The organism is Pseudonocardia sp. (genome assembly GCF_050246655.1).
In the GTDB taxonomy this organism is placed as follows: Bacteria; Actinomycetota; Actinomycetes; order Mycobacteriales; family Pseudonocardiaceae; genus Pseudonocardia.
The window spans coordinates 1-21,281 of the sequence record NZ_JBFWVQ010000101.1 but is presented as its reverse complement, the minus strand read 5'-3'; the positions used below and the strand labels follow the sequence as shown (position 1 = coordinate 21,281).

20 protein-coding genes and 1 pseudogene are annotated in these 21,281 nt (G+C 73.2%); 7 read left to right on the top strand and 14 right to left on the bottom strand.

The features are described from left to right. The 4 genes from AB7J25_RS24275 to AB7J25_RS24260 all read right to left on the bottom strand — a co-directional run. On the bottom strand, positions 1-1,036 hold a 1,036-nt coding region (locus AB7J25_RS24275; protein WP_428512478.1), incomplete at its 3' end, for an alcohol dehydrogenase catalytic domain-containing protein. Positions 1,037-1,096: 60 nt separating this feature from the next. After that, on the bottom strand, positions 1,097-1,303 hold the full coding sequence (locus AB7J25_RS24270) for a ferredoxin (RefSeq protein ID WP_428512476.1): 207 nt from the start codon (positions 1,301-1,303) through the stop codon (positions 1,097-1,099). Positions 1,304-1,370: 67 nt separating this feature from the next. After that, positions 1,371-1,862, bottom strand: a complete 492-nt coding sequence (locus tag AB7J25_RS24265) for a group I truncated hemoglobin (RefSeq protein WP_428512474.1) — start codon at positions 1,860-1,862, stop codon at positions 1,371-1,373. Positions 1,863-2,113: 251 nt separating this feature from the next. Then, the gene (locus AB7J25_RS24260; RefSeq protein WP_428512472.1) at positions 2,114-2,956 is read right to left on the bottom strand and encodes a cupin domain-containing protein; all 843 of its coding nucleotides are present in this window, start codon (positions 2,954-2,956) and stop codon (positions 2,114-2,116) included. Between the two features lie 231 nt (positions 2,957-3,187). On the opposite strand from AB7J25_RS24260, the gene AB7J25_RS24255 reads away from it, so the two are divergent. Together AB7J25_RS24255 and AB7J25_RS24250 are read left to right on the top strand one after the other, a co-directional pair. Beyond that, entirely contained in the window at positions 3,188-4,144 is a 957-nt protein-coding gene (locus tag AB7J25_RS24255) for a helix-turn-helix domain-containing protein (RefSeq protein WP_428512470.1), read from the top strand. A 76-nt stretch (positions 4,145-4,220) separates the two neighbouring features. Further along, positions 4,221-5,588 carry an amidase gene (locus tag AB7J25_RS24250; RefSeq protein ID WP_428512468.1) on the top strand — a complete coding sequence of 456 codons (1,368 nt, stop codon included), beginning with the start codon at positions 4,221-4,223 and terminating at the stop codon, positions 5,586-5,588. Between the two features lie 33 nt (positions 5,589-5,621). Here AB7J25_RS24250 and AB7J25_RS24245 read toward each other — a convergent pair whose 3' ends face one another. The 3 genes and pseudogenes from AB7J25_RS24245 to AB7J25_RS24235 all read right to left on the bottom strand — a co-directional run bounded on the left by AB7J25_RS24245 (position 5,622) and on the right by AB7J25_RS24235 (position 9,686). Then, complete coding sequence (locus AB7J25_RS24245) at positions 5,622-7,109, bottom strand: flavin-containing monooxygenase (RefSeq protein ID WP_428512466.1); 1,488 nt, start codon at positions 7,107-7,109, stop codon at positions 5,622-5,624. Positions 7,110-7,341: 232 nt separating this feature from the next. After that, positions 7,342-8,421 (bottom strand): annotated as a pseudogene (locus AB7J25_RS24240) (flavin monoamine oxidase family protein); the annotation flags it as partial. Positions 8,422-8,423: 2 nt separating this feature from the next. Next, positions 8,424-9,686 carry a saccharopine dehydrogenase family protein gene (locus AB7J25_RS24235; protein ID WP_428512464.1) on the bottom strand — a complete coding sequence of 421 codons (1,263 nt, stop codon included), beginning with the start codon at positions 9,684-9,686 and terminating at the stop codon, positions 8,424-8,426. Between the two features lie 132 nt (positions 9,687-9,818). Between AB7J25_RS24235 and AB7J25_RS24230 the strand changes: the two genes are divergently transcribed. Beyond that, complete coding sequence (locus AB7J25_RS24230; protein ID WP_428512462.1) at positions 9,819-10,454, top strand: TetR/AcrR family transcriptional regulator; 636 nt, start codon at positions 9,819-9,821, stop codon at positions 10,452-10,454. A gap of 269 nt (positions 10,455-10,723) precedes the next feature. Here the strand turns inward: AB7J25_RS24230 and AB7J25_RS24225 are convergent, their stop codons facing one another. The 4 genes from AB7J25_RS24225 to AB7J25_RS24210 all read right to left on the bottom strand — a co-directional run bounded on the left by AB7J25_RS24225 (position 10,724) and on the right by AB7J25_RS24210 (position 12,752). Then, positions 10,724-11,308, bottom strand: coding sequence for a hypothetical protein (locus tag AB7J25_RS24225; RefSeq protein ID WP_428512460.1), 585 nt, complete (start codon positions 11,306-11,308; stop codon positions 10,724-10,726). A 119-nt stretch (positions 11,309-11,427) separates the two neighbouring features. Beyond that, on the bottom strand, positions 11,428-11,910 hold the full coding sequence (locus tag AB7J25_RS24220; protein ID WP_428512458.1) for an NUDIX hydrolase: 483 nt from the start codon (positions 11,908-11,910) through the stop codon (positions 11,428-11,430). A gap of 99 nt (positions 11,911-12,009) precedes the next feature. Beyond that, positions 12,010-12,291 carry a three-helix bundle dimerization domain-containing protein gene (locus AB7J25_RS24215; RefSeq protein ID WP_428512456.1) on the bottom strand — a complete coding sequence of 94 codons (282 nt, stop codon included), beginning with the start codon at positions 12,289-12,291 and terminating at the stop codon, positions 12,010-12,012. Positions 12,292-12,302: 11 nt separating this feature from the next. Further along, the gene (locus AB7J25_RS24210; RefSeq protein ID WP_428512454.1) at positions 12,303-12,752 is read right to left on the bottom strand and encodes a CBS domain-containing protein; all 450 of its coding nucleotides are present in this window, start codon (positions 12,750-12,752) and stop codon (positions 12,303-12,305) included. A gap of 199 nt (positions 12,753-12,951) precedes the next feature. Between AB7J25_RS24210 and AB7J25_RS24205 the strand changes: the two genes are divergently transcribed. Beyond that, a complete protein-coding gene (locus AB7J25_RS24205) occupies positions 12,952-15,597 on the top strand; it encodes a GNAT family N-acetyltransferase (RefSeq protein WP_428512452.1) in 2,646 nt (881 codons plus the stop codon). A gap of 12 nt (positions 15,598-15,609) precedes the next feature. On the opposite strand, the gene AB7J25_RS24200 is transcribed toward AB7J25_RS24205, so the two are convergent. Continuing rightward, entirely contained in the window at positions 15,610-16,176 is a 567-nt protein-coding gene (locus tag AB7J25_RS24200) for an Rv1733c family protein (protein WP_428512450.1), read from the bottom strand. Further along, complete coding sequence (locus AB7J25_RS24195; RefSeq protein WP_428512448.1) at positions 16,164-17,036, bottom strand: universal stress protein; 873 nt, start codon at positions 17,034-17,036, stop codon at positions 16,164-16,166. Before AB7J25_RS24195 ends, AB7J25_RS24200 begins: the two co-directional genes overlap by 13 nt. Before the next feature lie 249 nt (positions 17,037-17,285). Here AB7J25_RS24195 and AB7J25_RS24190 point away from each other — a divergent pair, with 249 nt between their 5' ends. Next, positions 17,286-18,977, top strand: a complete 1,692-nt coding sequence (locus AB7J25_RS24190; protein WP_428512447.1) for a SulP family inorganic anion transporter — start codon at positions 17,286-17,288, stop codon at positions 18,975-18,977. On the opposite strand, the gene AB7J25_RS24185 is transcribed toward AB7J25_RS24190, so the two are convergent. Next, the gene (locus AB7J25_RS24185) at positions 18,960-19,958 is read right to left on the bottom strand and encodes a DUF6158 family protein (RefSeq protein WP_428512445.1); all 999 of its coding nucleotides are present in this window, start codon (positions 19,956-19,958) and stop codon (positions 18,960-18,962) included. The genes AB7J25_RS24190 and AB7J25_RS24185 overlap by 18 nt on opposite strands. 207 nt (positions 19,959-20,165) lie before the next feature. On the opposite strand from AB7J25_RS24185, the gene AB7J25_RS24180 reads away from it, so the two are divergent. Both AB7J25_RS24180 and AB7J25_RS24175 read left to right on the top strand, forming a co-directional pair. After that, positions 20,166-20,294 carry a hypothetical protein gene (locus AB7J25_RS24180; RefSeq protein WP_428512444.1) on the top strand — a complete coding sequence of 43 codons (129 nt, stop codon included), beginning with the start codon at positions 20,166-20,168 and terminating at the stop codon, positions 20,292-20,294. Beyond that, positions 20,291-21,106, top strand: coding sequence for a universal stress protein (locus AB7J25_RS24175; protein ID WP_428512442.1), 816 nt, complete (start codon positions 20,291-20,293; stop codon positions 21,104-21,106). Before AB7J25_RS24180 ends, AB7J25_RS24175 begins: the two co-directional genes overlap by 4 nt. The last annotated feature ends 175 nt before the right edge of the window (positions 21,107-21,281 follow it).

The following is a 21,281-nucleotide window of genomic DNA, read 5'->3' as shown; positions in this document are numbered from 1 at the left end:
CGGTCGAGATCCTGGGTCGCGACCGCGTCGAGGGGTTGCGCGTGGTCCGCAACGAGCTCGGCGATTCGGGCAGCGAACGGCTGGAGGCCAGGGCGACGGGCGAGACCGAGGACATCGACTGCGGGCTGTCGCCGTACACCAGCTCGTCCCCGCCGATGGTGAGCTGCTCGCCCTGCGGCATCAGGCCGAGGATCGTCGCGACCCCCGTCGGTGCGAGCAGACCGAAGGCGAGAGCGGCGGTTCCGCTGCGGCCCACCGCCTCGAACGAGCGATCGACCCCACCGGGGATCAGCTGCTCCAGCTGCGCGCGGGTGTCGGCCTCGTCCGGCCCGGCCAGGAGGACGTCGGTCGCCCCGAAGCGCTGCGCGGCGTCGAGCTTCTCCTTGACGACGTCGATGGCGACGATGCGTCGGGCACCGGCCAGACGTGCCCCCTGAATCGCGGCGATCCCGACGCCACCGCAGCCGATCACGGCGACCGTGTGGTCCGTCCCCACCGCCGCGCCGTGCGTGACCGCACCGACACCGGTGGTGACGCAGCAGCCGAGGAGGCAGGCCACCTCCGCGGGGACGTGGGCCGGGACCTTGGCCAGGGATCGCTCGGTGACCAGGATCTTCTCGGCGAAGGCCCCGACGGCCCCCAACGTTTCGACCGGCCGACCCGCGTCGTCCACCAGCCGCGCCCGGGGACGCAGGCGAGCCTCGGCGACCCGAGCGCACTGCGTCGGGCGTCCGCGCAGGCAGAAGCGGCACGCACCGCACGCCGGGGTCACGCTGGCGACGACGCGATCACCGGGCGCGAGGCGGGTCACCTGCGGTCCCACCTGCTCCACCACGCCGGCGACCTCGTGGCCGAGTACGACGGGCAGGCCGATGGACAGGCTGCCCGTCACGTAGTGGAGGTCGCTGTGGCAGAGGCCGACGGCCGCCACCCGCACCAGCACCTCCTGCGGCTCGGGCGCGTCGATGTGCACCGTCGCGATGCGCATCGGACGGCGCGGAGCCTCGAGGATCGCCGCTCTCACCGGCGTACGCATGTCTCGACACCTCGTTCGGGAGCTCGGGGACTGATCGGACGATGCGCGGGCCGGGGGGACTTACTCCTCGGACACCGAGATCGCCGATGCCGGGCAGATCCCCGCCGCGGCGCGCACGCGCTCGAGAGCCTCGGGGACCTCGACGGTGTCGGTGGTGGCGGTCGCGCGGGCACCGACGAACTCGAAGTGTTCCGGTGCCAGCGCCAGGCACAAGCCGGCACCGATGCAGCCGCGGGACACCTCGATGCGCCATTTCTGATTGCTCATCTCCTACCCCCGACCGGTGCACAGCACCCGGTGAGCTGCGAGCAGGTGCGGCCGCCGAGAGCCGGCATCAGGATGCGGCAGGCGTCGCGTCGGCGGCCGGAGCTGCCGGCCAGTTGACACCCACGCTCTTCATCCCCTTCATCACATCCATATCCGGATGAGCCTTGACGACGTCGCGGAATCTCGGGCTCCCCACAATCGCCGACTTGAACGACCTAAGAAAGGCGTCGACCTCCTTGACGATGTCGGGGTCGACCTCGAATTCGACGTAGCATTCGTCGATGAGGGCGAACAAGGCGTCCCAGTACTCCTCGGTGATCCCCATCCCACGGTGCACCGTCGCCATGTCCGGCCCGTGGTACTCCCGCGGACCACCCCAGTAATGACAGAGCCAGTCGACGAAGCCGCTGATCTCCTTCTGGACCACGTCCTCGGTCAGGTGCTCCCAGATGTGGCCGATCGTCTCGTCCAGCATCGCTCGCTTCACAACCACCTGCGCGAACGTCTCGAGCGCCTCGAGGCCTCCGAGCCGCTCGTAAAGGCTGGCCTGCTCGGTCATCTTTCCTCCAGTGTGGTGGCTGCGGTGCGCCGCAACTTTCGTACGGAACGACTGTGATCCGGCCTGCCAAACCCTGCCCCAGCGTCGGCGAGCGGCCTATGTGCAGACGGGCCACGATCGAAGTTGATGATGTGCCGGCGGCACATCGATCGACACCGCTCGAATCGCCCGGTCCCTCGCCTCGGGCCGGCGGCCTCGCGGTTCGGGCGGAGGGGCCGCCCGCAGCTGACGACGCCCCTCCGCGCCGATGCTCACTCCGGCAGCTGGTCCTTGGTGATCACCCAGAGCTTCTTGGTGAAGGGGCCCTTGGAGATCCAGGTGATGTGCTGGCCGGAGTTCAGGCCGATCACGTCGCCGGCCCGGTAGTGGGTCACCCTGCCCGACTCGGTCTCGCGGATCTCGACCTCGCCGGACAGCAGGAGGATCGTCTCGTCGCCGAGGGTGCCGGTGTAGGGCGTGGTGAGAGTGCCGTCAGGGGCGACGTCGGTGCCGGCGATTCCCTTGCCCGACCGCCAGATCCCGCTCAGGAAAGTCCCGGTCGAGCCGCCTTCGCTGATGAAGAACAGCTCGCCCGCGACCTGCGGGCCCTCGGCGGGCTCGGTGAAGTGGTAGTCGACCCACTCGGGCGGGTTGTCGTTGACGTTGCTGACCTTCAGCGTCTGCCGGGGCTGCGCGGTGGGCCGGCTGCCGTTCCAGATCACCCAGTACTTCTTGAAGTACGGCGAGTTGATCTCCCAGGTGACCTCGACGCCCTTCGGGTGGCTGAGGATCGAGCCCGGAACGAGCTCGAAGCGCTCCCCGGTCGCGTTGACCGTCACCGTCGCGGACCCCTCGATGACCGCCGCGAGCTCGTCGCCCAGCGGGGAGGAGTAGACGAGGGCGTGTGAACCGTCCGCGTTCGCGCCCGGCGAGGTGGGGCCGGTCCGCCAGAACCCGGCCTGCAGGGAGCCGCCGGTACCGTGCGGGCGAATGATCGCGACCTCGCCGTGGACCTGCGTGCCCAGGCCGGGCTCGTCCCACTCGAACGGCACCCAGTCCTGCGGCGCAGGGTTCTGCGTTCCGCCGTGAACCCGGTGTTCGACGACTGACGTCATGTCATTCTCCTTCGGTGCGTGTCCTGGTCCCGTCATCGGTCCAGATCTCGGTCGAGGCTCGTGCAGGAGATCCGTGGCAGCACCGTAGGAACGAGCCGACGGGGGTTGTGTTCTCGTCGGGCCATCGACTTGCCGTTCCGTGCCACTCCGGCCGTGCCACGCCCGTGGGCCGAGGAACGCGGGGCCCGCGACCAGGCTGACTCCGCTCGACACAGCCCGTACCCTGCAACGGTGGACAGCACCGTCCCCGACGGCGTCACCATCGAGCGGGCCAGCTCGGTGACGAGCTGGTCGGAGCTGATCCGAGCCCGGTTCGTGGACCTGCAGATCACGCCGCACACCGCGCCCGACCTGCGCGGTGCTGTCCGCTCCCGCCACCTCGGCCACCTCCAGGCCGCGACGGTGCGGTCGGCCCCGCAGACGTTCCGGCGGACCCGCCCCCAGATCGCCGCCGCGACCGCAGACCTGTTCGCCGTCGGCGTGATCGAGCACGGCACCGGTTACCTCGAGCAGGACGGACGTCGCTGCGTCGTCGCCGACGGAGGGTTCGCCCTCTACGACACCTCGCGCCCGTTCACCTGGAGCCTCGACGGCGTCTGGGACATGCGCGTCTACACCTGGCCCCGAACGGGTCTGCCGTTCGCCGACGCGGAGCTGGAGCGGCTGACCGCACGCACGATCGCACGCTCATCGGCCGTCGGTTCCCTCGTCGCGCCGATGCTGCACAGGCTCTCCGCCGACGACGCCCCAACCCTCTCCCCGCGCAATGCCGCCCGCCTGGCCGACGAGATGGCCGAGCTCGCGGTCATCGCGGCCTCCGAGGCCGAGCCCGGCGACACCCGCACCCACGACCACGACCATCTCTTCCAGCAGGTCCGGGAGTTCGTCGAGGACAACCTGAACGACCCGCAGCTGGACGCCGAGCGGATCGCGGCCGAGTTCTTCGTCTCCACCCGCACCCTGCACCGCATGTTCGCCCGACACGATCTCACCGTCGCCAACTGGATCAAGGAACGGCGGCTCGAAGCCTGCCGGCGTGCCCTGTGCTCACGGAGCTGGGAGAACGTCCCCATCGGTCAGATCGCCGCACACCACGGCATTTCCAACGCCTCGTTCTTCAGCCGGGCGTTCGCCACCCGGTTCGGGATGACCCCCCGCAACTTCCGCCGCCAGCAGCGCGCGCACTAGCCGTCGAGCGCCGGACCGGCGCGGCAGGAAGGGGCCTCGACGTCGACGTCGACCGGACCGCCGGGTCGATGGGGAATTGGCACCGCCGACCGACGTCGCCGAGCAGGTCGTCGCGCGGATCGAGGCGGTGAATCCCGAGCTCAACGCCTTCACCGATTTCGACCGGGACAAGGTCCTGCAGGACGCCGACGAGCTCACCGCGGCACAGCGCCGAGGTGAGGTGCGCGGACCGCTGCACGGCCTCCCGTACTCGATCAAGGACCTCACAGCCGTCGCGGGGCTCCCGCTCACCTTCGGCCTCGAACCCCTCAAGGACAACATCCCCGAACGCGACGCGGCGGTCGTCACGCGACTGCGCGAGGCGGGAGGGCTGTTCCTCGGCAAGACCAACACGATCGAGAGCGGCTACCACTGCGGCAGCACCGACAACCACCTGTTCGGGCCGACGCGCAACCCGTGGAGGCACGGGCTGATCGCCGGCGGTTCGAGCGGGGGCGCTGCCGCCGCCGTCGCCGCCGGCCTCGGCCAGCTCGCCGAGGGCAGCGACGGAGCGGGCTCGGTCCGGTCGCCGTCCTCGCTGTGCGGAATCGTCGGCCTCAAGCCCTCCGGCGGTCGCATCCCGCAGTCGATCCTCGGCGTGCGGTACAGCAGCTGGGTCTATCACGGTCCGATGACCCGCACCGTCACCGACAACGCCCTCATGCTCGACGTCCTGGCCGGCCCCGACCCCTCGGACCCGACCAGCCTGCCCGCCGACACCGTCGACTACGTCACCGAGATCGCCAAGGACGTCAGGGGCTGGCGGATCGCCTACTCCCCCGACCTGGGCTTCGCGCAGGTGGACGAGGAGATCGCCGACATCTGCCGGACCGCGGTGTCCGCGTTCACCGAACTGGGCGCGAACGTCACCGACGCCTCGCCGGCGTGGGACAACCCGATCGAAGCCATGTGGAACGGGCTCTGGGTGCCCGGCATCGGCAGCGGCCACGACCTGCTCGACTGGGACGAGCAGCGCGGCCACGTCGACGACAACCTCATCGAGCTCATGCACGAGCTCGAACAGCTCAGCGCCCTCGACGTCGCGCGCGCCGACGTGTTCCGCGGGGGGATGTGGGACACCTTCGCCGGGTTCATGACCGACTACGACCTCCTGGTCACGCCGACCCTCGCCAGCGCGGCCTTCCCGATCACCCAGTTCACGCCCGACCGACTGATCGGCCGGCCGCTGCGCGACCAGGTGCTCGGCTGGGTCCTGACCTTCCCGTTCAACATGATGACCACTCCGGCGATCTCCGTGCCGGCCGGCTTCACCGCCGACGGACGACCGGTCGGGCTCCAGATCACCGGGCACCAGCACGCCGACGCCGCCGTCCTGCGGGCCGCGGCCAACTTCGAGCGGGCGCGCCCCTGGGCGCACCTTCGGCCGACGATGCAGCCAGCTTGAACAGTTCAGGCGGACCCGAGGGCTCCTTCGCCGTCACGCCACCGCCTCCAGGGGGCGCGGCCGGGCGGCCGTGAACCGCAGGGCGTCGTCCTGCACCGGGCCCTCGCGCAACCGCGCGACGTCCAGCTCGTAGGCGTGCTCGACCGTCCACGGGCCGCGCGTCCCGGCGCGGGGGAACTCGCCGATCCCGCGCTGGACGTAGCCCGCCTGCAGGTCGAGGAACGGCACCCGCTCCATGTCCCGGTCGTCCAGCACGGCTTCGAACGTTCCGTGGCCGTGCGCGTCCATGTGGTCGAGCAGGCGGCAGAAGTGCTGCCACACGAGGTCGACCTTGAGGGTCCAGGCGAGGTTCGTGTAGCCGAGACCGAACGCGAGGTTCGGGACCCCGGACAGCATCATCGCCTTGTACATCGTCGTCTGCGGCAGGTGCACCGGGTTCCCGTCGACGGCGAGCCGGATCCGGCCGAAGGGCAGCAGGTTCAGCCCGGTCGCGGTGACGACGACGTCGGCGACGAGCTCCTGACCCGACTCCAGCAGGAGGCCCCGCTCGGTGAAGCGCGCGATCCGGTCGGTGACCACCGAGGCTCGGCCCGCCGAGACCGCCGTGAACAGGTCCCCGTCGGGGACGATGCACAACCGCTCGTCCCACGGGTCGTAGTGCGGGGTGAAATGGGTGTCGACGTCGAAGTGCCTCGGCAGCCGCCGGCGCACCCCGGCGATGAGCAGCCGGCGCATCAGCCGCGGGAAGCGCCGGCAGGCCGTGAAGAGCCCGCGGCCGATCATGACGTTCTTGCGCCGGAGGATCGGGTACGCGCGCCGGTGGCCGAGGAGCGCGTTCAGCGCCGCCGCGATCGGGTCGACGGCGGGCATGCAGAGCACGTAGCTCGGCGAGCGCTGCAGCATCGTGACGTGGCCGGCAGCCTCCGCCATCGCCGGGACGAGCGTGACGGCCGTCGCGCCGCTGCCGATGACGACGACCCGCTTGCCGGCGTGGTCGAGGTCCTCGGGCCAGTGCTGCGGGTGGATCACCTCGCCCTCGAAGTCCTCGATCCCGGCGAACTCGGGCGTGAACCCGCAGCGGTAGTCGTAGTAGCCGGTGCCCAGCAGCAGGAACCGCGAGGTGAGCTGGACCGGCTCGGCGCTCCCGGAGCGCTCGACGGTGACGGTCCACGTGCCGTCCGCCGACGAGAACGCCGCGTCGAGCACGCGGTGGCCGAAGCGGATGTGCGCCTCGAGCCCGTTCTCGGTGACGATCTCGCGCAGGTAGTCGAGGATGGTGCTCCCGTCGGCGATCGCCCTGCGGTGCGTCCACGGTGCGAAACCGAACCCGAACGTCGGCATGTCCGAGTCCGAGCGGATGCCCGGGTAACGGAACAGGCTCCACGTCCCGCCGATCGTGTCGCGGCCTTCGAGGACGGCGAACGACGTCCCCGGGCGGCGGGTCTTCAGGTGGTAGGCGGCGCCGATGCCCGAGATGCCGGCGCCGACGATCAGCACGTCGACGTGCGTGTTGGTGATCATGTCTGCTCCCGGTCAGTACGTGCCGTCGGCAAGTCGCGCGGCGACGCTGCGGGCCGCCGCGGTGCCGGTCTCCAGCGCGCCCTCGATACCCCCGAGGACGATCGGGGCGATGTCGCCGCCGGCGAAGTGGATCCGCCCGTGTGGCGCGCATCAGCGGCGCCGCCCCGGTGAGGTTCCCGGGTCGGTGGTGCACCCACGTGCCTCGGGCGTACGGGTCGCCGACCCAGTCGTGGGAGGCCGTGTCGAGCACCTCGATGTCGGCGACGAACGTCCGCAGGGCGCGCTGCACGGCCTCTGGGTCCCGCCCGTCGAGCGCCGAGGAGTCGGACCCGAAGCAGACGACGATCGAGTCGCCGTCGTGGTGGTACTCGACCCGGGCGGTGTTGATCGGGTTCGCGCCCACCGGCGCGAAGGCCATGAAGGGCTCGATCTCGCCGCGGACCCGCGCCCAGACCTTGACGGTGCGCATCGGGTGCCTGTCGTCGATCATCGTGCGCACCGGCGGGACGACGTCCGGGGTCAGGGTCACGTCGCTCAGCGCGTTCAGCGGCACCGCGACGACGGCGGACCGGGCGCGGACGCGCTCGCCCGCACGGGTGGTCACGACGACGCCGGACCCGTCGTCGTCGATCGAGGCGACCGGCGTCGAGAGGCGCAGCTCGGCCGTCGACTCGCCGAGGATGGCGTCGAGGAGCCGCCGCGTCCCACCCTCGATCGGCCACGACCCGGCGGTCTCGAAGAACGCGTCCCAGTGGCCGAAGTACGTGGCCGTCCACAGCAGCAGCTGGGCGATGCCCTGCTCGTCGTAGGAGTGGACGAGCGTCGACAGCATCCCATCGAGGACGTCCCGTTCGTACGCGGAGAGCTCCAGGGCCTTCATCCGGTCCGCGAGCGTCTCCCGCTCGATCTCGCTCGTGTCGACCGCGGTGAGGTCGAAGGGCATCGGGAACCAGGCGCGGGCGTCGCCGACGTACCGCTCCATCACGGGAGCCGCGACGGCCTGGTACTCCGCCTGGGTTCCGGTGTGCAGGGCGCCGTCGGCGAGCCAGCGGATCGTGTCGATCTCCATCGGTGGGGTCAGGCCGATGCCGTGGCGCAGCAGCTCGCGCCAGACGTGCGGCTGGGTCCAGTGGACGTAGCCGCCGCCGAGCTCGACGGCGCGGCCGAAGGCCTCGCCGGTGTAGGTCCGCCCACCGATCCGGTCGCGTGCTTCGAGGAGGACCACCGAGCGCCCCGCGGTGCTCAGGTCCCGCGCGGCGACGAGACCGGCGAACCCGGCACCGATCACCACCACGTCGTATTCGCCGGTCATCGCTACACCGACTCGACGATCTCGGCGCGTGGCGTGCCGACGCGCTCCAGGGCGTCGTAGAACGCCGCCGGGTCGACCCAGTCCTCGGGGGCGAGGGCCCCGGTGCGCTTGCCGCGCTCGTCGAGCGCGAGCGCCATGAACGCGGCGCACGAGGTCCCGGTGATGGCGGCCATGTCGGTCATGAGATACGTCCCGGGGCCGGCGACCGGCGTGCGCCGGATGGCCACTCCCGGCACCCCGTCGCGGGTCCCGGTGACGCGGACGAGGAGGCCGCCGCGGTACGGCGCCGTGCGACGGACGGCCGAGGAGGCGAGGAACCGCACCATCGCGCCGGTGTCGCTCTCGCCACGGCGGATCTGGTCGATCATGCCGCGCATCGCGTGGCGCCAGCCCCTGAGGCTGCCGAGGCGGTTGTCGAGGAGGTCGGAGAGGAAGTCCACCGCCTCCTCGGTGGTCATCTTGCCCTTCTGGACGGCCAGGCCGAGGCCGCGGCCGATGCCGTTGAACGGCGCCGGGTCGAGCCCGCCGATGACCCGGATGCGCTTCGCGTCGGGGTAGCGCCGCGGGACGGTGACCGCCTCGGGGTGTGCGGTCTCGTACATGAGGGTCTCGCCGAGGCCGCCGCCCATGGGCGCGGAACCGGTCTCGACGTAGGACCGGTGCATGATCGGCCCGCCGTTCTCCCAGGTCAGGCAGGGGCCGGCGGTGATGTGCAGGAAGTGCTCCAACACCGCACGGCCGATCCCGGGCCGCTCGTCGCCGACGACCCAGCACATGTCGATGTTCTCCACGTGGTCGAACTCGCCCGCGGCGTCGGCCACGAGGACGTTCGTCATGCCGGGCGAGGCGCCGCAGCCGACATAGATCGGGATCCCGGCCTGCCCGGCCTGCTCGTGGAGGGTCAGCGCGTGGAGCGTGCTCTCGACGTCGTCGTCGAAGTCGAGATAGGGCACTTTCGCCTCCAGGCACGCCTCGATGACCGGCCCCGACGTGCGGACGTAGGGACCCGCGCCGAGGACGACGAGCTCGGCGCCGCGCACGACGTCGAGCAGGTCGTCGCGGTCGTAGAGGTCCAGTCGCCGTGCCGTCGCCCGCCCGGCAGGCAGCCGCCGCACCAGCGTTTCGAGGCTCTCGGGGCGGATGTCGCACAGCGTGAGCTCCCAGTCGCCCTCGACCGTGGCGAATCGTTCGACGGCCACGCGGCACATCTCGCCCGCGGCGCCGATGAAGACGACCCGACGGGCGCTCTCGTGGGTGCTGGTCATGGGATGTCCCTTCGGAGGGGGCGGCGCACTCGGCTGCGCGTCGGACGGTGGCGACGGTAGCGGCCATATTTACGCCATGTCAATGACGCTACGTCAATGACATCTCGTCAGTGATGGGTTACGATCACCCGCATGGCCGGTTCCCCCGCAAGCACCACCACGGCTCGGCGACGTCCCAAGCACGACCCGAAGGAGTCCGAGCGTGAGATCCTCGAGGCCGCCGAGCAGCTGCTGCGCGAACGGCCGTTCCGCGAGGTGACCGTCGAGGCGGTGATGAGCCGCACCGGGCTCAAGCGCCCGGCCTTCTACGTGCACTTCCGCGACCGGCACGAGCTCGCACTGCGCGTCGTCGAGCACATCGGCCACGAGCTCTTCGCGATGACGGACCGATGGCTACGAGGCGACGATCCGCACAACGACGCCCGGGCCGCGTTCGAAGGGCTGGCCTCGGTCTACCTCCGCCACGGACCGGTCATCCGCGCGCTCGCCGACGCCTCCGGAGCCGATGCGAAGGTTGAGCTCGCGTACCGGGCGCTCGTCCAGCAGTTCATCGACGCCACCGCCCGGCACATCCGCGAGGAGCAGGCCCGCGGACGGATCGGCGAGCTCGCCGACGTCGACGAAACCGCCCGGGCGCTGATCTGGCTCGACGAGCGCTACCTCTCCGAGGCCCTCGGCCGAACGCCACAGGCGGATCCGCAGGTGGTCGTCGAGGTGCTCCACAGCATCTGGACGTCGACGCTGTACGGCGCGAGCGCGCCGCGCTGATCCGGCAGGCACCACATGACCAGCACCCGCCGGTTCACGACCGCATGGACTTGGTCACGGTGGGAGGATGAGCGGGCCCGAGCCGCCGTCGACCGCAGGACGCTCGCCGCTCAGATGCGCGCAGGCGCTCCGCGAACTGGGCGGGCAGCCGGACCGAGGCGTCCGCCTGGTCGTCCGCGACCCGCTCGGTGCCGGGCGCGGCGCAGGCCGGGGGTACGGGCGTCCTCGACGGTGTCCGCGGTGGCGCGGTAGGCCGGAGTGACGTGAGGTCAGCCAACCTTGGTGAAGTCCTCGCATCCGGTGGCCTTGACCGCCTTCACCTTGCCGGTGACCTTGATCCGCACGGGCTCATTGGCGTTCGCGGTGACCCAGTCGATGATGTCGGAGTCGGAAGTGTCCCCGGCCAGGGTCGTCACCGAGCAGAACTCGATGATGCCCGGCTTGGCACCCGTCGACTTGTAGGTGCCGGGCTCGATGTCCTCGCCGACGACCCAGGTCCCGTCACCGAAGCTGGTCTGGGGGCCCGAGGCGACGGGCGGCGCGGCCGCGGCTGCGGGAGTGGTGCTGTCGGCTCGGGTGACCGTCGGAGCTGCAGGGATGGTCGCGGGGGTGGCGGTCGGGGCCGTGGTGGTCTGGCGGTTACCGCTGACGCCGATGATGAACAGCAGGAAGACGACGCCGCCGGCGATCCAGGGCCACTTCGGCTTCGGCTTCGGCGCGGGGGGTGCGGGCAGCGGCCACTGCTGGGTGCCGTGCGGGTAGGTGGGGTGCTGACCGGTCGGGTATCCGGGCGGCGGCGTGTACTGGCTGTAGGGATCATGCGGCGGCTGGCCGGGCGCACCCGGGTATGTCATGGGGAGCTCCTTACCTTCCTTGGGGCGAAGGTGGGGTCGCTGGGGACCCGCGGGACGTTACGTGGCGGGGCGCTCCCAGGCGCGGTCGCGCTCGCCCTCCGCCGCCAGGCTTGTGCTGACTAATCGATATGGACGCCGGCCGGGTCCTCCAGGGCGTGGTCGAGCCGGCGACGAACATCTGCCTGCATCGCCAGCTCACGCGTGTCTGCCGGGGTGAACCACGCAGCGTCCGAGGTCTCGTCATGGTCGGGTCGCGGCGTCTGCTCGGCCGGTTCCGGCCGGGCGTGCACGCAGATCGCGACCTGCTGTCGGGCTCCCTCGACGAGGTAGACGACGATGTGGGCGGGGTCGCTGTAGATCCCGGACACGCCGGTGACCGCGATGCGGACGCCGGACTCCTCCTCTACCTCTCGCAGGACGGTTCCCGAAGCGGTTTCTCCGACCTCGACGCGCCCGCCGGGGAGCTCCCAGTTGCCGTCGTCGACGCGTCGCACGAGCAGGACCCGGCCGCGGCGGTCACGGACGACGGCGAAGATGACGACGACGAGGTCTTGCACCGGTGGCGGGTTCAGATCATGGAAGTACTCGTCGATCCGGCCCACGAGCGGGGATCGTGGCCAGCGTTGCGCGCTCGCCGCAAGAGCTCCTCAGTGAACAGTTGCGGGCAGAACGCTGCGCCATCGTGCGTGCGCGGGGGGTGTTCAGGTCCGCCCCGGACGGCGGGCACCCCACAGCTGCTCCCGCACCGCCCGCTCCACGAGCACCGGCACGAACGCCCGGACCGGCGCCCCGGCGAACGCCGCCACGGCCTCCCGGAACGCTGCGTCGACAGCGGCCGGGTCGTCGCCCGCGGCCGCACCGGCCCGGAGCAGCCGCTCGCGCACGTGCTCCAGCTGGAGGCGCTCCAGGTCCGCCTGCTCCGCGGCGATCCTGCGCGCCGTCGCCGGCTCGCGCGCAGGCCCCTGGCTCAACGTCGTCGTCATGGCTGATCTCCTCACCTGCCGGGAACCGGCGGAGTCCCGCCGCGGATCGCGGCGACGAGGACCGCGGTGAGGTCGCGCAGCGAGACGATGCCGACGGCATGGCGGCCGTCACCCACCGGCAGGTGCCGCACCTTGGCCTCGACCATCTGGTGCGCGACCGCCGCGACGGTGTCGTCGGGGCGGGCCCAGACGAGGTCCTCCGTCATCACGTCCACGACCTGGATCGCGGCGAGGTCCACGCCCGTCCCCACGAGCGTGAGGACGTCGCGCTCGCTGAGCAGGCCGAGCGCCCCCGCGCCGGTGACCAGGACGGCGCCGGTCTCGTCGGCCACCAGCTCGGTGGCGGCGTCGAGCACCGAGGCGCCGGAGTCCACCGTCGCGACCGGGGTGGACATGATCATCCGGACCGGGTCCTCCGGGCGCACCCGGGTCGCCTGCCGGCCGGTGGTATCGGTGGACATCGTGAACGCTCCTCGTGGGTGGGTCGCGCGTCGTGCGTCTCGATCACGAGCCTGCCCGCCCCGGTGCTCCCGGAACGCGGTCGAGGGATCCGGAGCGCGGGGCCGAAAGTCCCGCCGCGTGGTCCGGCGGGCGGCGCCGCGCTCACGAATAGGGTCGGAACCAGTCGCGTGTCAGAACCTCGGACGACGGGAGCACGAGTTGAGCGTCGAGCAGGCATCGAGGACCCGGCGCACCCCGCCAGTGGCGCGGGCCCTCCTCGCCGACGGCTCGCCGATCCGGCTGCGCGAGCTCGTCGCCGCCGACGCACCGCTGGTCGACCGGCTCTACGCCGACCTGCCCCTGGAGGACCGCTACCTGCGGTTCTTCTCCGGCGGCTCGCTCCCGCGTCCGGCCATCGGGGTGCCCGGTCGGGCCTGGCTCGGGGCGTTCCGGGCCGGCGCGCTGATCGGTGTGGCCGAGTACGCCACGCTGCCCGACCCCGGCACGGCTGAGGTCGCCCTGGTCGTCGCACACCCCCACCAGACGCGCGGCCTCGGCACGCTCCTGCTGGAGCACCTCGCGGCACTCGCCCGCCGCCGCGGCATCCGCCGCTTCAGCGCCCGCGTGCTGCGCGGCAACACGCGGATGCGGCAGGTGCTCGACGACTCCGGTCTCACCGTGCGCACCCGTGCGGAGGGCGACGAGCTCGGGGTCGAGGTCGACCTGGAGCCGGACGAGGGCTTCCTGGAGGCGGCCGCGGCCCGGGAGCAGGTGGCGGACGTGGCGAGCCTGCGGCCGCTGCTGCGGCCCCGCTCGGTCGTCGTGGTGGGGGCGAGCCGCCGGCCGGACACGGTCGGGCACGCGGTCCTGCGCGGCATCGTCGCCGCCGGGTTCACCGGCACCGTCGGCGCCGTCAACCCCCACGCGGCAGAGGTCGCGGGCGTCCCGTGCCACCGGTCGGTGGCCGAGCTGCCGTCCGTCCCCGACCTCGCCGTCGTGTGCGTGCCGGCCGCGGCCGTCCCCGGGGTCGCGCAGGAGTGCGGGGCGCGGGGCATCCGGGCGCTGGTGGTGATCTCCTCCGGGCTGTCCGCGGACCCGGAGCTGGCCGGCGGCCTGCTCGACGCGGTCGACCGCCACGGCCTGCGCATGATCGGGCCGAACTGCCTCGGGATCGCCAACCACGACCCCGCCGTCCGGCTCGACGCCGGCTTCGCCGCGCCGGGAAACGCCGCGCCCGGCGACGTCGGGGTGGTCTCCCAGTCCGGGGGCATGACGATCGCCGTGCAGGACGAGCTGCGCCGGCTCGGCCTCGGCGTTTCGACGGCCGTCTCGACCGGCGACAAGTACGACGTCAGCGCCAACGACCTGCTCCTGTGGTGGCAGGCCGACGAGCGGACGGCGGCGGCGGTACTCTACATGGAGTCGTTCGGGAACCCGCGCAAGTTCTCCCGGTTCGCGCGGCGGCTCTCCGCGCGGATCCCGGTGGTCACGCTGCGGTCGGGCAGCTCCGAGGCGGGCAGGCGGGCCGCCGCCTCGCACACCGCCGCGACCGCGACGCCGCGGACCGTGCGCGACGCGCTGTTCCGCCAGGCGGGCGTCAGCGCGGTCGACCGGCTCGGCGAGGTCACCGAGCTGCTCGCGCTCCTGCGCTGGCAGCCGCTGCCGCGCGGGCGACGGGTCGCCGTGGTGAGCAACGCCGGCGGCGCCGGGGTGCTCGCCGCCGACTCCCTCGTCGCCGCCGGCCTCACCGTCGCCCCGGTCGGCGACTCGACGCGGCACGAGCTCGGCAGGCTGCTCCCGTCCGGCGCCGCCGTCACCAACCCGGTCGACACCACCGCCGTCGTCGACCCGGGGGTGTTCGCCGAGGCCACCCGCATCCTGCTCGCTGCCCCGGACGTCGACGCGGTCGTCGCGGTGACCGTGCCCACCGCGCTCGGCGACCCCGGTGACGCCGTGGTGGCGCTGGCCGCCGACCGCTCCGCCACGCCGTTGCTCGCGGTCCGCCCGACGCAGGTCGAGCACGTCGGCGCGATCCGCGATCCCCGCACGGGGCGGACGGTGCCCTCGTACGCCGACGCCGCGGCGGCCGCCGTCGCCCTCGCCCACGCCGCCGACCGGGCCGCGTGGCTCGCGCGGCCCGCCGGCCGCACCTCGGTGGAGCCCGCACCCGACCTCGCAGGCGCCCGCGGCGCCGTCACCGGATTCCTCGACGGGCAGCCGGACGGCGGGTGGCTGCCGATGGAAGCGGTCCAGGACGTCCTCGCGGCGTTCGGGCTGCCGATCCTGCGCGCGACACCGGTCGCGGGCGCCGACGCCGCCGTGGCCGCGTTCGAGGCGGCGGGCCGGCCCGTCGCGCTGAAGGTCGTCGCCGACGGGGTGCTGCACAAGGCGGTGGCGGGTGGGGTCCTGCTCGGCCTCGACACCGCCGAGGCCGTGGCCGAGGCAGCGGCCGAGCTGACCGGCCGCTTCGGCGACCGGCTGCGGGGCCTGCTCGTGCAGCCGATGGCCGCGCCGGGCCCCGAGCTGCTCGTCGGGATCACCGGCGACCCCGCGTTCGGGCCGCTCGTCACCGTCGGCCTCGGCGGCACGCTCACCGACCTCGTCGCCGACCGCGCCCACCGCCTCGTCCCGCTCTCCACCGCGGACGCCGACGAGCTCCTCGACGGCTTCCACGCGGGCGCGACCCTCTTCGGGGCGGGCGACCGGGTCGCGTCCCGGTCGGCACTGCGTGACGTGATCCTGCGGATCGGCCGGCTCGCCGAGCTGGTGCCCGAGATCACGGAGCTCGACCTCAACCCGGTGATCCCGACCGCCGAGGGCTGCGTGGTGGTGGACGCGCGGATCGCCGTGCGCAGGGACACCTGACCGCCGGTGCCGTCACACCGTGCCGCGCCTCGACCACCTCGGCTCGACGGCCGCCCATTCGCGCTCCCACGCGGCGGAGGCGAGCCGCCGCGTCCACGCCCGGACGGCCCACCAGAGCCCGGCCAGCATCGAGAAGGCGCCGACCAGCACGCTCATCGCGAGGGCGACCCCCGAGACGACGGCGTCCACGGTCGAGGGCGGCGCCGGTACGGGACGCCCGGACAGGTCGACCCAGATCGGGTAGACCGAGCCGGCCGGTAGCTGACCGGCGACCACGATCTGACCCGTGTGCGGGCCGTCGGGGGCCGTCCACGCCGCCCGGACGGACATGGCGGGCGCGGCGGGCCCCGGTGTCAGGACTGGCGGCGCGTCCTCCAGCACCGTGGCCGTCACCTGGACCCGGTCGGTGCGGGCCTGCTCACCCGCGGCCGCCGCGTAGACGGCCTGACCCACGAGCGCCGCGCCCAGCGTCGCGAGCAGCGCCAGCGTCGCGAGCAGCCAGGCCGCGGCGTCCTCGATGCGGTCCGGCAGCCGGCGCGGGAACGACGACCGGGCCCGACCCCCGATCACCGCGGCCACCGGACGACCGCGACCGGGCACGGCGCCTGGTGCACGAGCGCGTGCGAGACCGAGCCGAGCAGCGCACGGCGCACCGGCCCGCGCCCGTGGGAGCCGACGACGACCATCTGGGCGCCGCTCGCCCGCTCCAGCAGCGCCTGGGCCGGAAGGTCGCTGCGCACGACCTGCTCCACCGGCACGTCCGGGTACTTCGCGCTCCAGCGCGCCACGCAGGAGGCGAGCACCTCGCGCCCGTGCGCCTCGGCCTCCTGCCGGTCCATACCCGCGGGCAGGGTGGAGGACGGCAACGCCATGTCCCACCGCACATGCACCGCGACGAGTGGGACACCCCGTGCCGCGGCGGCGTCGAACGCGAACTCCAGGGCCGCATCGCTCACCGCGGAGCCATCGACACCGACGACCACGGGGCGCGTGTCGGGCTGCTGCGCCCGGCCGTGCACCACGACGACGGGGCAGTCGGCCCGGGCCGCCAACCCGTACGCCACCGAACCGACCCGCATACCGGGTGCTCCCCCGCACCCGCGGCCGCCGACGACGACCAGCCCGGTCCGCCGGCTCTCCTTGAGCAGGCAGGGCAGCGCGAAGCCGGACCGCACGCTCGTCTCGATCCGTACGTCGGCGTCGGTCGCGCGGGCGAGGTCCGCCGCGGCGTCGACGGCGGCACGCGTGGTGGCGAGCGGCGAGACCGCGACGTCGTGGCCCAGCCCGTCGTACGCGGCGAACCCGGGACGCGGCCACTCGCACACCGCGACCAGCCGCAGCACCGCGCCGCGCCGGGCCGCCTCTCCCGCGGCCCACCGGACGGCCTCGGAGGCGGCCTCCGACCCGTCCACCCCGACGACGACGGTCGCTGTCTGCATCGTGCCCTCCCCGCAGATCCCACGACGACCGTGCGCCGGGAGGAACTCCTTCGTCAGCGGCGGACGGCCCGGGAAACCGGGCCGGACGACCCGGAGCCCCGGACGGAAGGCTGCGGGCCCTTCGGCTGCGGATCCGCGGCCGAGGTCCCTGGACCCCGGGCGCCGGCCTGTGGACGCTGGTCCCGGTCGCGAGTCGAACGGCGCCGAGGAGGACGACGTGACCACGCAACCGACCGGGTAGGAGGGGACGTGACCGGCCGCTGGGCGCCGGGCCTGCGGCCTGCGTTCGAGGCCGTTGCGCGCAAGGACGGCCGGATGCTCGCCCGCGACGGCCTCGCCGGGGTGACCGTCGCCGCCTACCTCGTCCCCCAGGTGCTCGCCTATGCCGAGGTGGCGGGAATGCCGCCGGTGGCGGGGCTCTGGGCGGCGGTGGCCGCCACCGCCGGGTACGTGTTGCTGGGCTCGTCGCGGCTGGTGTCGATCGGTCCGGAGTCGACCACGGCGGTGATGACCGCGATCGCCGTGGCCCCGCTCGCGGGCGGCGACCCGTCCCGGTACGCCGTGCTGTCGGCCATGCTGGCGCTGCTGGTGGCGGCCGTGTGCACGGTCGGGTGGGCAGCGCGCATCGGCTTCCTCGCGGACCTGCTGTCGCGGCCGGTGCTCGTGGGCTACCTCTCCGGCATCGCGTTGGTGATGGTCGCCGGGCAGCTGGAGAACCTCACCGGGGTGGCGGTCGAGGGCACCGGGTTCGTCGCCGAGGTCCTCTCGTTCGCCGGCCGGATCACCGAGGTGCACGTGCCCACCGTGCTCCTCACCCTCGCCGTGCTCGCCGTCCTGGTGGGGCTGCCGCTGGTCGCCCCGCGCGCTCCCGCGCCGCTCGTCGCGGTGCTGCTCGCGGCGGCTGCCACGGCGCTGCTGCCGTCGACGCTCGGGCTGGCCGTCGTCGGGCCGGTGCCGCAGGGCCTGCCGACGCCCGCGTGGCCCGCGGTGGGCGCCACGGACCTGCTGGCGCTGCTCGGGCCGGCCGTGGGCGTCGCGGTCGTCGCGTTCTCCGACAACGTGCTCACCGGACGGGCGTTCGCGGACCGCCACGGCGAGCGGGTGGCACCGGATCGGGAGCTGCTCGGCCTCGGCGCCGCCAACGCCGCCGCCGGGCTGATGCAGGGCTTCCCCGTGAGCAGCAGCGGCAGCAGGACGGCGATCGCCGACGCATCCGGGGCGCGCAGCCAGCTGTACTCGGTGGCCGCGCTGCTCGCCGTGCTCGCCGTGCTGTGGGTGGGCGGGCCGCTGCTGGCGACGTTCCCGACGGCGGCGCTCGGGGCGCTCGTCGTCTATGCCGCGGCCTGGCTGGTGGACGTCGGCGAGCTGGTCCGCTTCGCCCGTTTCCGCCGCTCCGAACTGGCGCTGGCCCTGGTGACGGCGGCGGCCGTGCTGGTGCTCGGGGTGCTCTACGGGGTCCTGGTCGCGGTCGGCCTGTCGATCCTCGACCTGTTCCGCCGCGTGTCACGCCCGCACGCCGCGGTGCTCGGGCTCGTCCCCGACCTCGCCGGCATGCACGACCTCGACGACTACCCGCACGCGCGAAGCGTGCCGGGGCTCGTGGTGTTCCGCTACGACGCGCCGCTCTTCTTCGCCAACGCCGAGGACTTCCGCGAGCGCTCCCTCGCCGAGGTGACGGCGGCCGACCCGCCGGCGCGCTGGTTGCTGCTCGACGTGGAAGCGGTCGTCGACATCGACATCACCGCCGCGGACGCGCTCCAGGCGCTGTGCGACGAGCTCGACCGTCGCGGCGTGGTGATCGCGCTCGCCCGGGCCAAGCAGGAGCTGGTCGCCGCCCTGCGGCGGGCCGGGCTCGTCGACCGCATCGGGTCGCAGCGGATCTTTCCCACCCTTCCGACCGCAGTCGAGGCGTACCGCGACTGGTCAGCGGCGACGAGCTGACCCGCCGAGCTGCCGCACCCCGCCACGCAGGACCCGCTTGCGCAGCTCACCGTCACCGTTCTCGCTGAACCCGTGCTCCCGTAGCCACGCGGCGGTCCGGGCGCGCGCCGGGTGCCCATCGGGAACGACGTTGTAGACGTAGTTCAGGCCCCGCGCAGCGGCCTCCCGCTCGAGACGGTCCAGGATGAACGTCCCGACACCATGGCCGTGGCTCCCGGGCGCGACGACGAGGAGGATCTCGGCGTCGCCCCACGACTCGTCGAGCCGGCCGTATCCGACGACGCCGGTACCGTCCTCGACCCGCCACCATTCGTCCCCGAGCGGCGCGCCGTCCTCGGCGTGGATCCCGAAGAGCGCCGGGTCGAGGTCGCCGAACACCGCCGCCTTGGCGTCGTCCCAGCGGGCCGGGGTCTCCCGGACCCACGTCCGCTCGACCAACTGCGCGCGGCCCGAGTCCGTGAGCACCCGGTCGGCTCCGTGCGTGGCCAGCAACGGCGGGTCCTGCTTGTACAGCGCCGCCACCTCGGCCGGGTCCAGACCCAGCTCGCGGGCGATGTGGTGGGCCTCCAGCTTGTGCAGCCGACCCTCCGGCGCGTCGGCGAACCGCGCGAGGAACCCGTTCACCACCGCCGTGGGCCCCGACCGCGCAGCCTCCGCACGTTCGGCCTCCGCCAGCTCGGCGAGCAGCGCGTCCATCTGCGTCTGGAAGGACCGCACGGCCTGCCGGATCTGCTCGACCCGGCTCACCCGCTCCGACGCGGCGCCACCCACGCCCTGCCAGGTGCGCTTCGGGTGCCGGCGCAGGTACTCCCGCTCCAGCTCCAACATCCGCTCCGTGTGGTGGCGGAACTGGTCGGCGCTGCCGTGCAGGAACACCCAGTTCCGCGTCGCGTGCGCCCGCGCACCCTGCCGCTCCAACTCGACGTCGGAGAGCCTGCTCGCGGGCAGGCCCTGGTGATGGTCCTCGGACCGCAGGTCCATGGCCGATCTCCCTCGCATGCGCTGTGGCGGGTGACGCGTCGCTCGTCACCTACCTCCTACGTGCTGAGGAGCTCCGTGTCCACCGCGGCCGCGCCAGGAGGCATGAGCAGCGGACCCGGTCGCCTGGCCGGGCGCGGCGGCGGGACTCCGTCGGGTAGGTCCAGCGGCCGCAGAGGACGGTCCGGACGGCACTGGACGCGCGTCCGCGTGTCGCGCACCGTCGTGGACGGAGCGCTGCGGTGGCTGGGCGCCGGCGAGACCCTCGGCGCCGCGCCGTCCGAGCCCACCCACGCGATCCTCACCAGGGCCGACACACCGGGAGGTGGCCCCGCATGAACCAGACCGACACCCCAGCACAACCACTGGTCGTCGGCGTCGACCGATCCGACTCGGCCCGCGACGCCGCGCACTGGGCCCTCGACGTCGCCGCCGCCTGGGCCGCACCCCTGCACCTGGTACACGTCGTACCGGGATCCCCCGACGACGCCGCACCCGCCGCCCCCTCCTGGCTCCACGAGCTGCGCGACGCCGCGGAACGGGAAGGCGTCCGCCCCTGCCGGACCGAGGTCGTCTGCGGCAACCCCGTCGACACCCTGGTCACCCTCGCCACCCACGCCCGCATGCTCGTCCTCGGCGGTTACGGCGACCGCGCCTGGTCGGGCATGCTGGCCGGCCCGGTCGCCCTCGAACTCATCGAACTGGTCCGCTGCCCCGTCGCCGTCATCCGCGGCACAGCCCCGCAGATCCCGCCACCACGCACCGGCGCGGTGGTCGTCGGCGTCGACGGACGCCCCGACGCCCACGCGGCCCTCCTCCTCGGCGCCCACCTGGCCAGCGCCCTCGGCACCCGCGTCCACGCCCTGTACGCCCGACCCGACGACACCCCGGGCCCCGACCCGCACACCCTGCTCGACGCCGCGATCCACCTCGCCCTGCAGGACGGTCCCGACACCCCGATCGACCGGGAACACGTCAGCGGCGACGTGCTCACCGCGCTGCTGGACATCGCACGCGGCGCGCGCGCCGTCGTCGTCGGCCACGAGGACGACGGACACCGCGCCGACTCGATCAGCCGGCGCCTGATCGAGGCCGCACCCTGCCCCGTCATCGTCGTCCACCACCGACCCGCTCACCCGCCGGCGCCGTAGGTTCCGCCTGCCCGACAGCACGGAGCCCGCGCGACCGAGGCTCGACCTCCGAGGAGTTTCAATGACCGTGTCAAGCCGCTGTGGCTGCCGGGGCCGGTGCCTCGGTGGTGAAGCGGCGGTTGTCGCGGACCAGGGCCCAGACGAGGTCGACCAGCCGGCGGGCGAGCGCGATCAA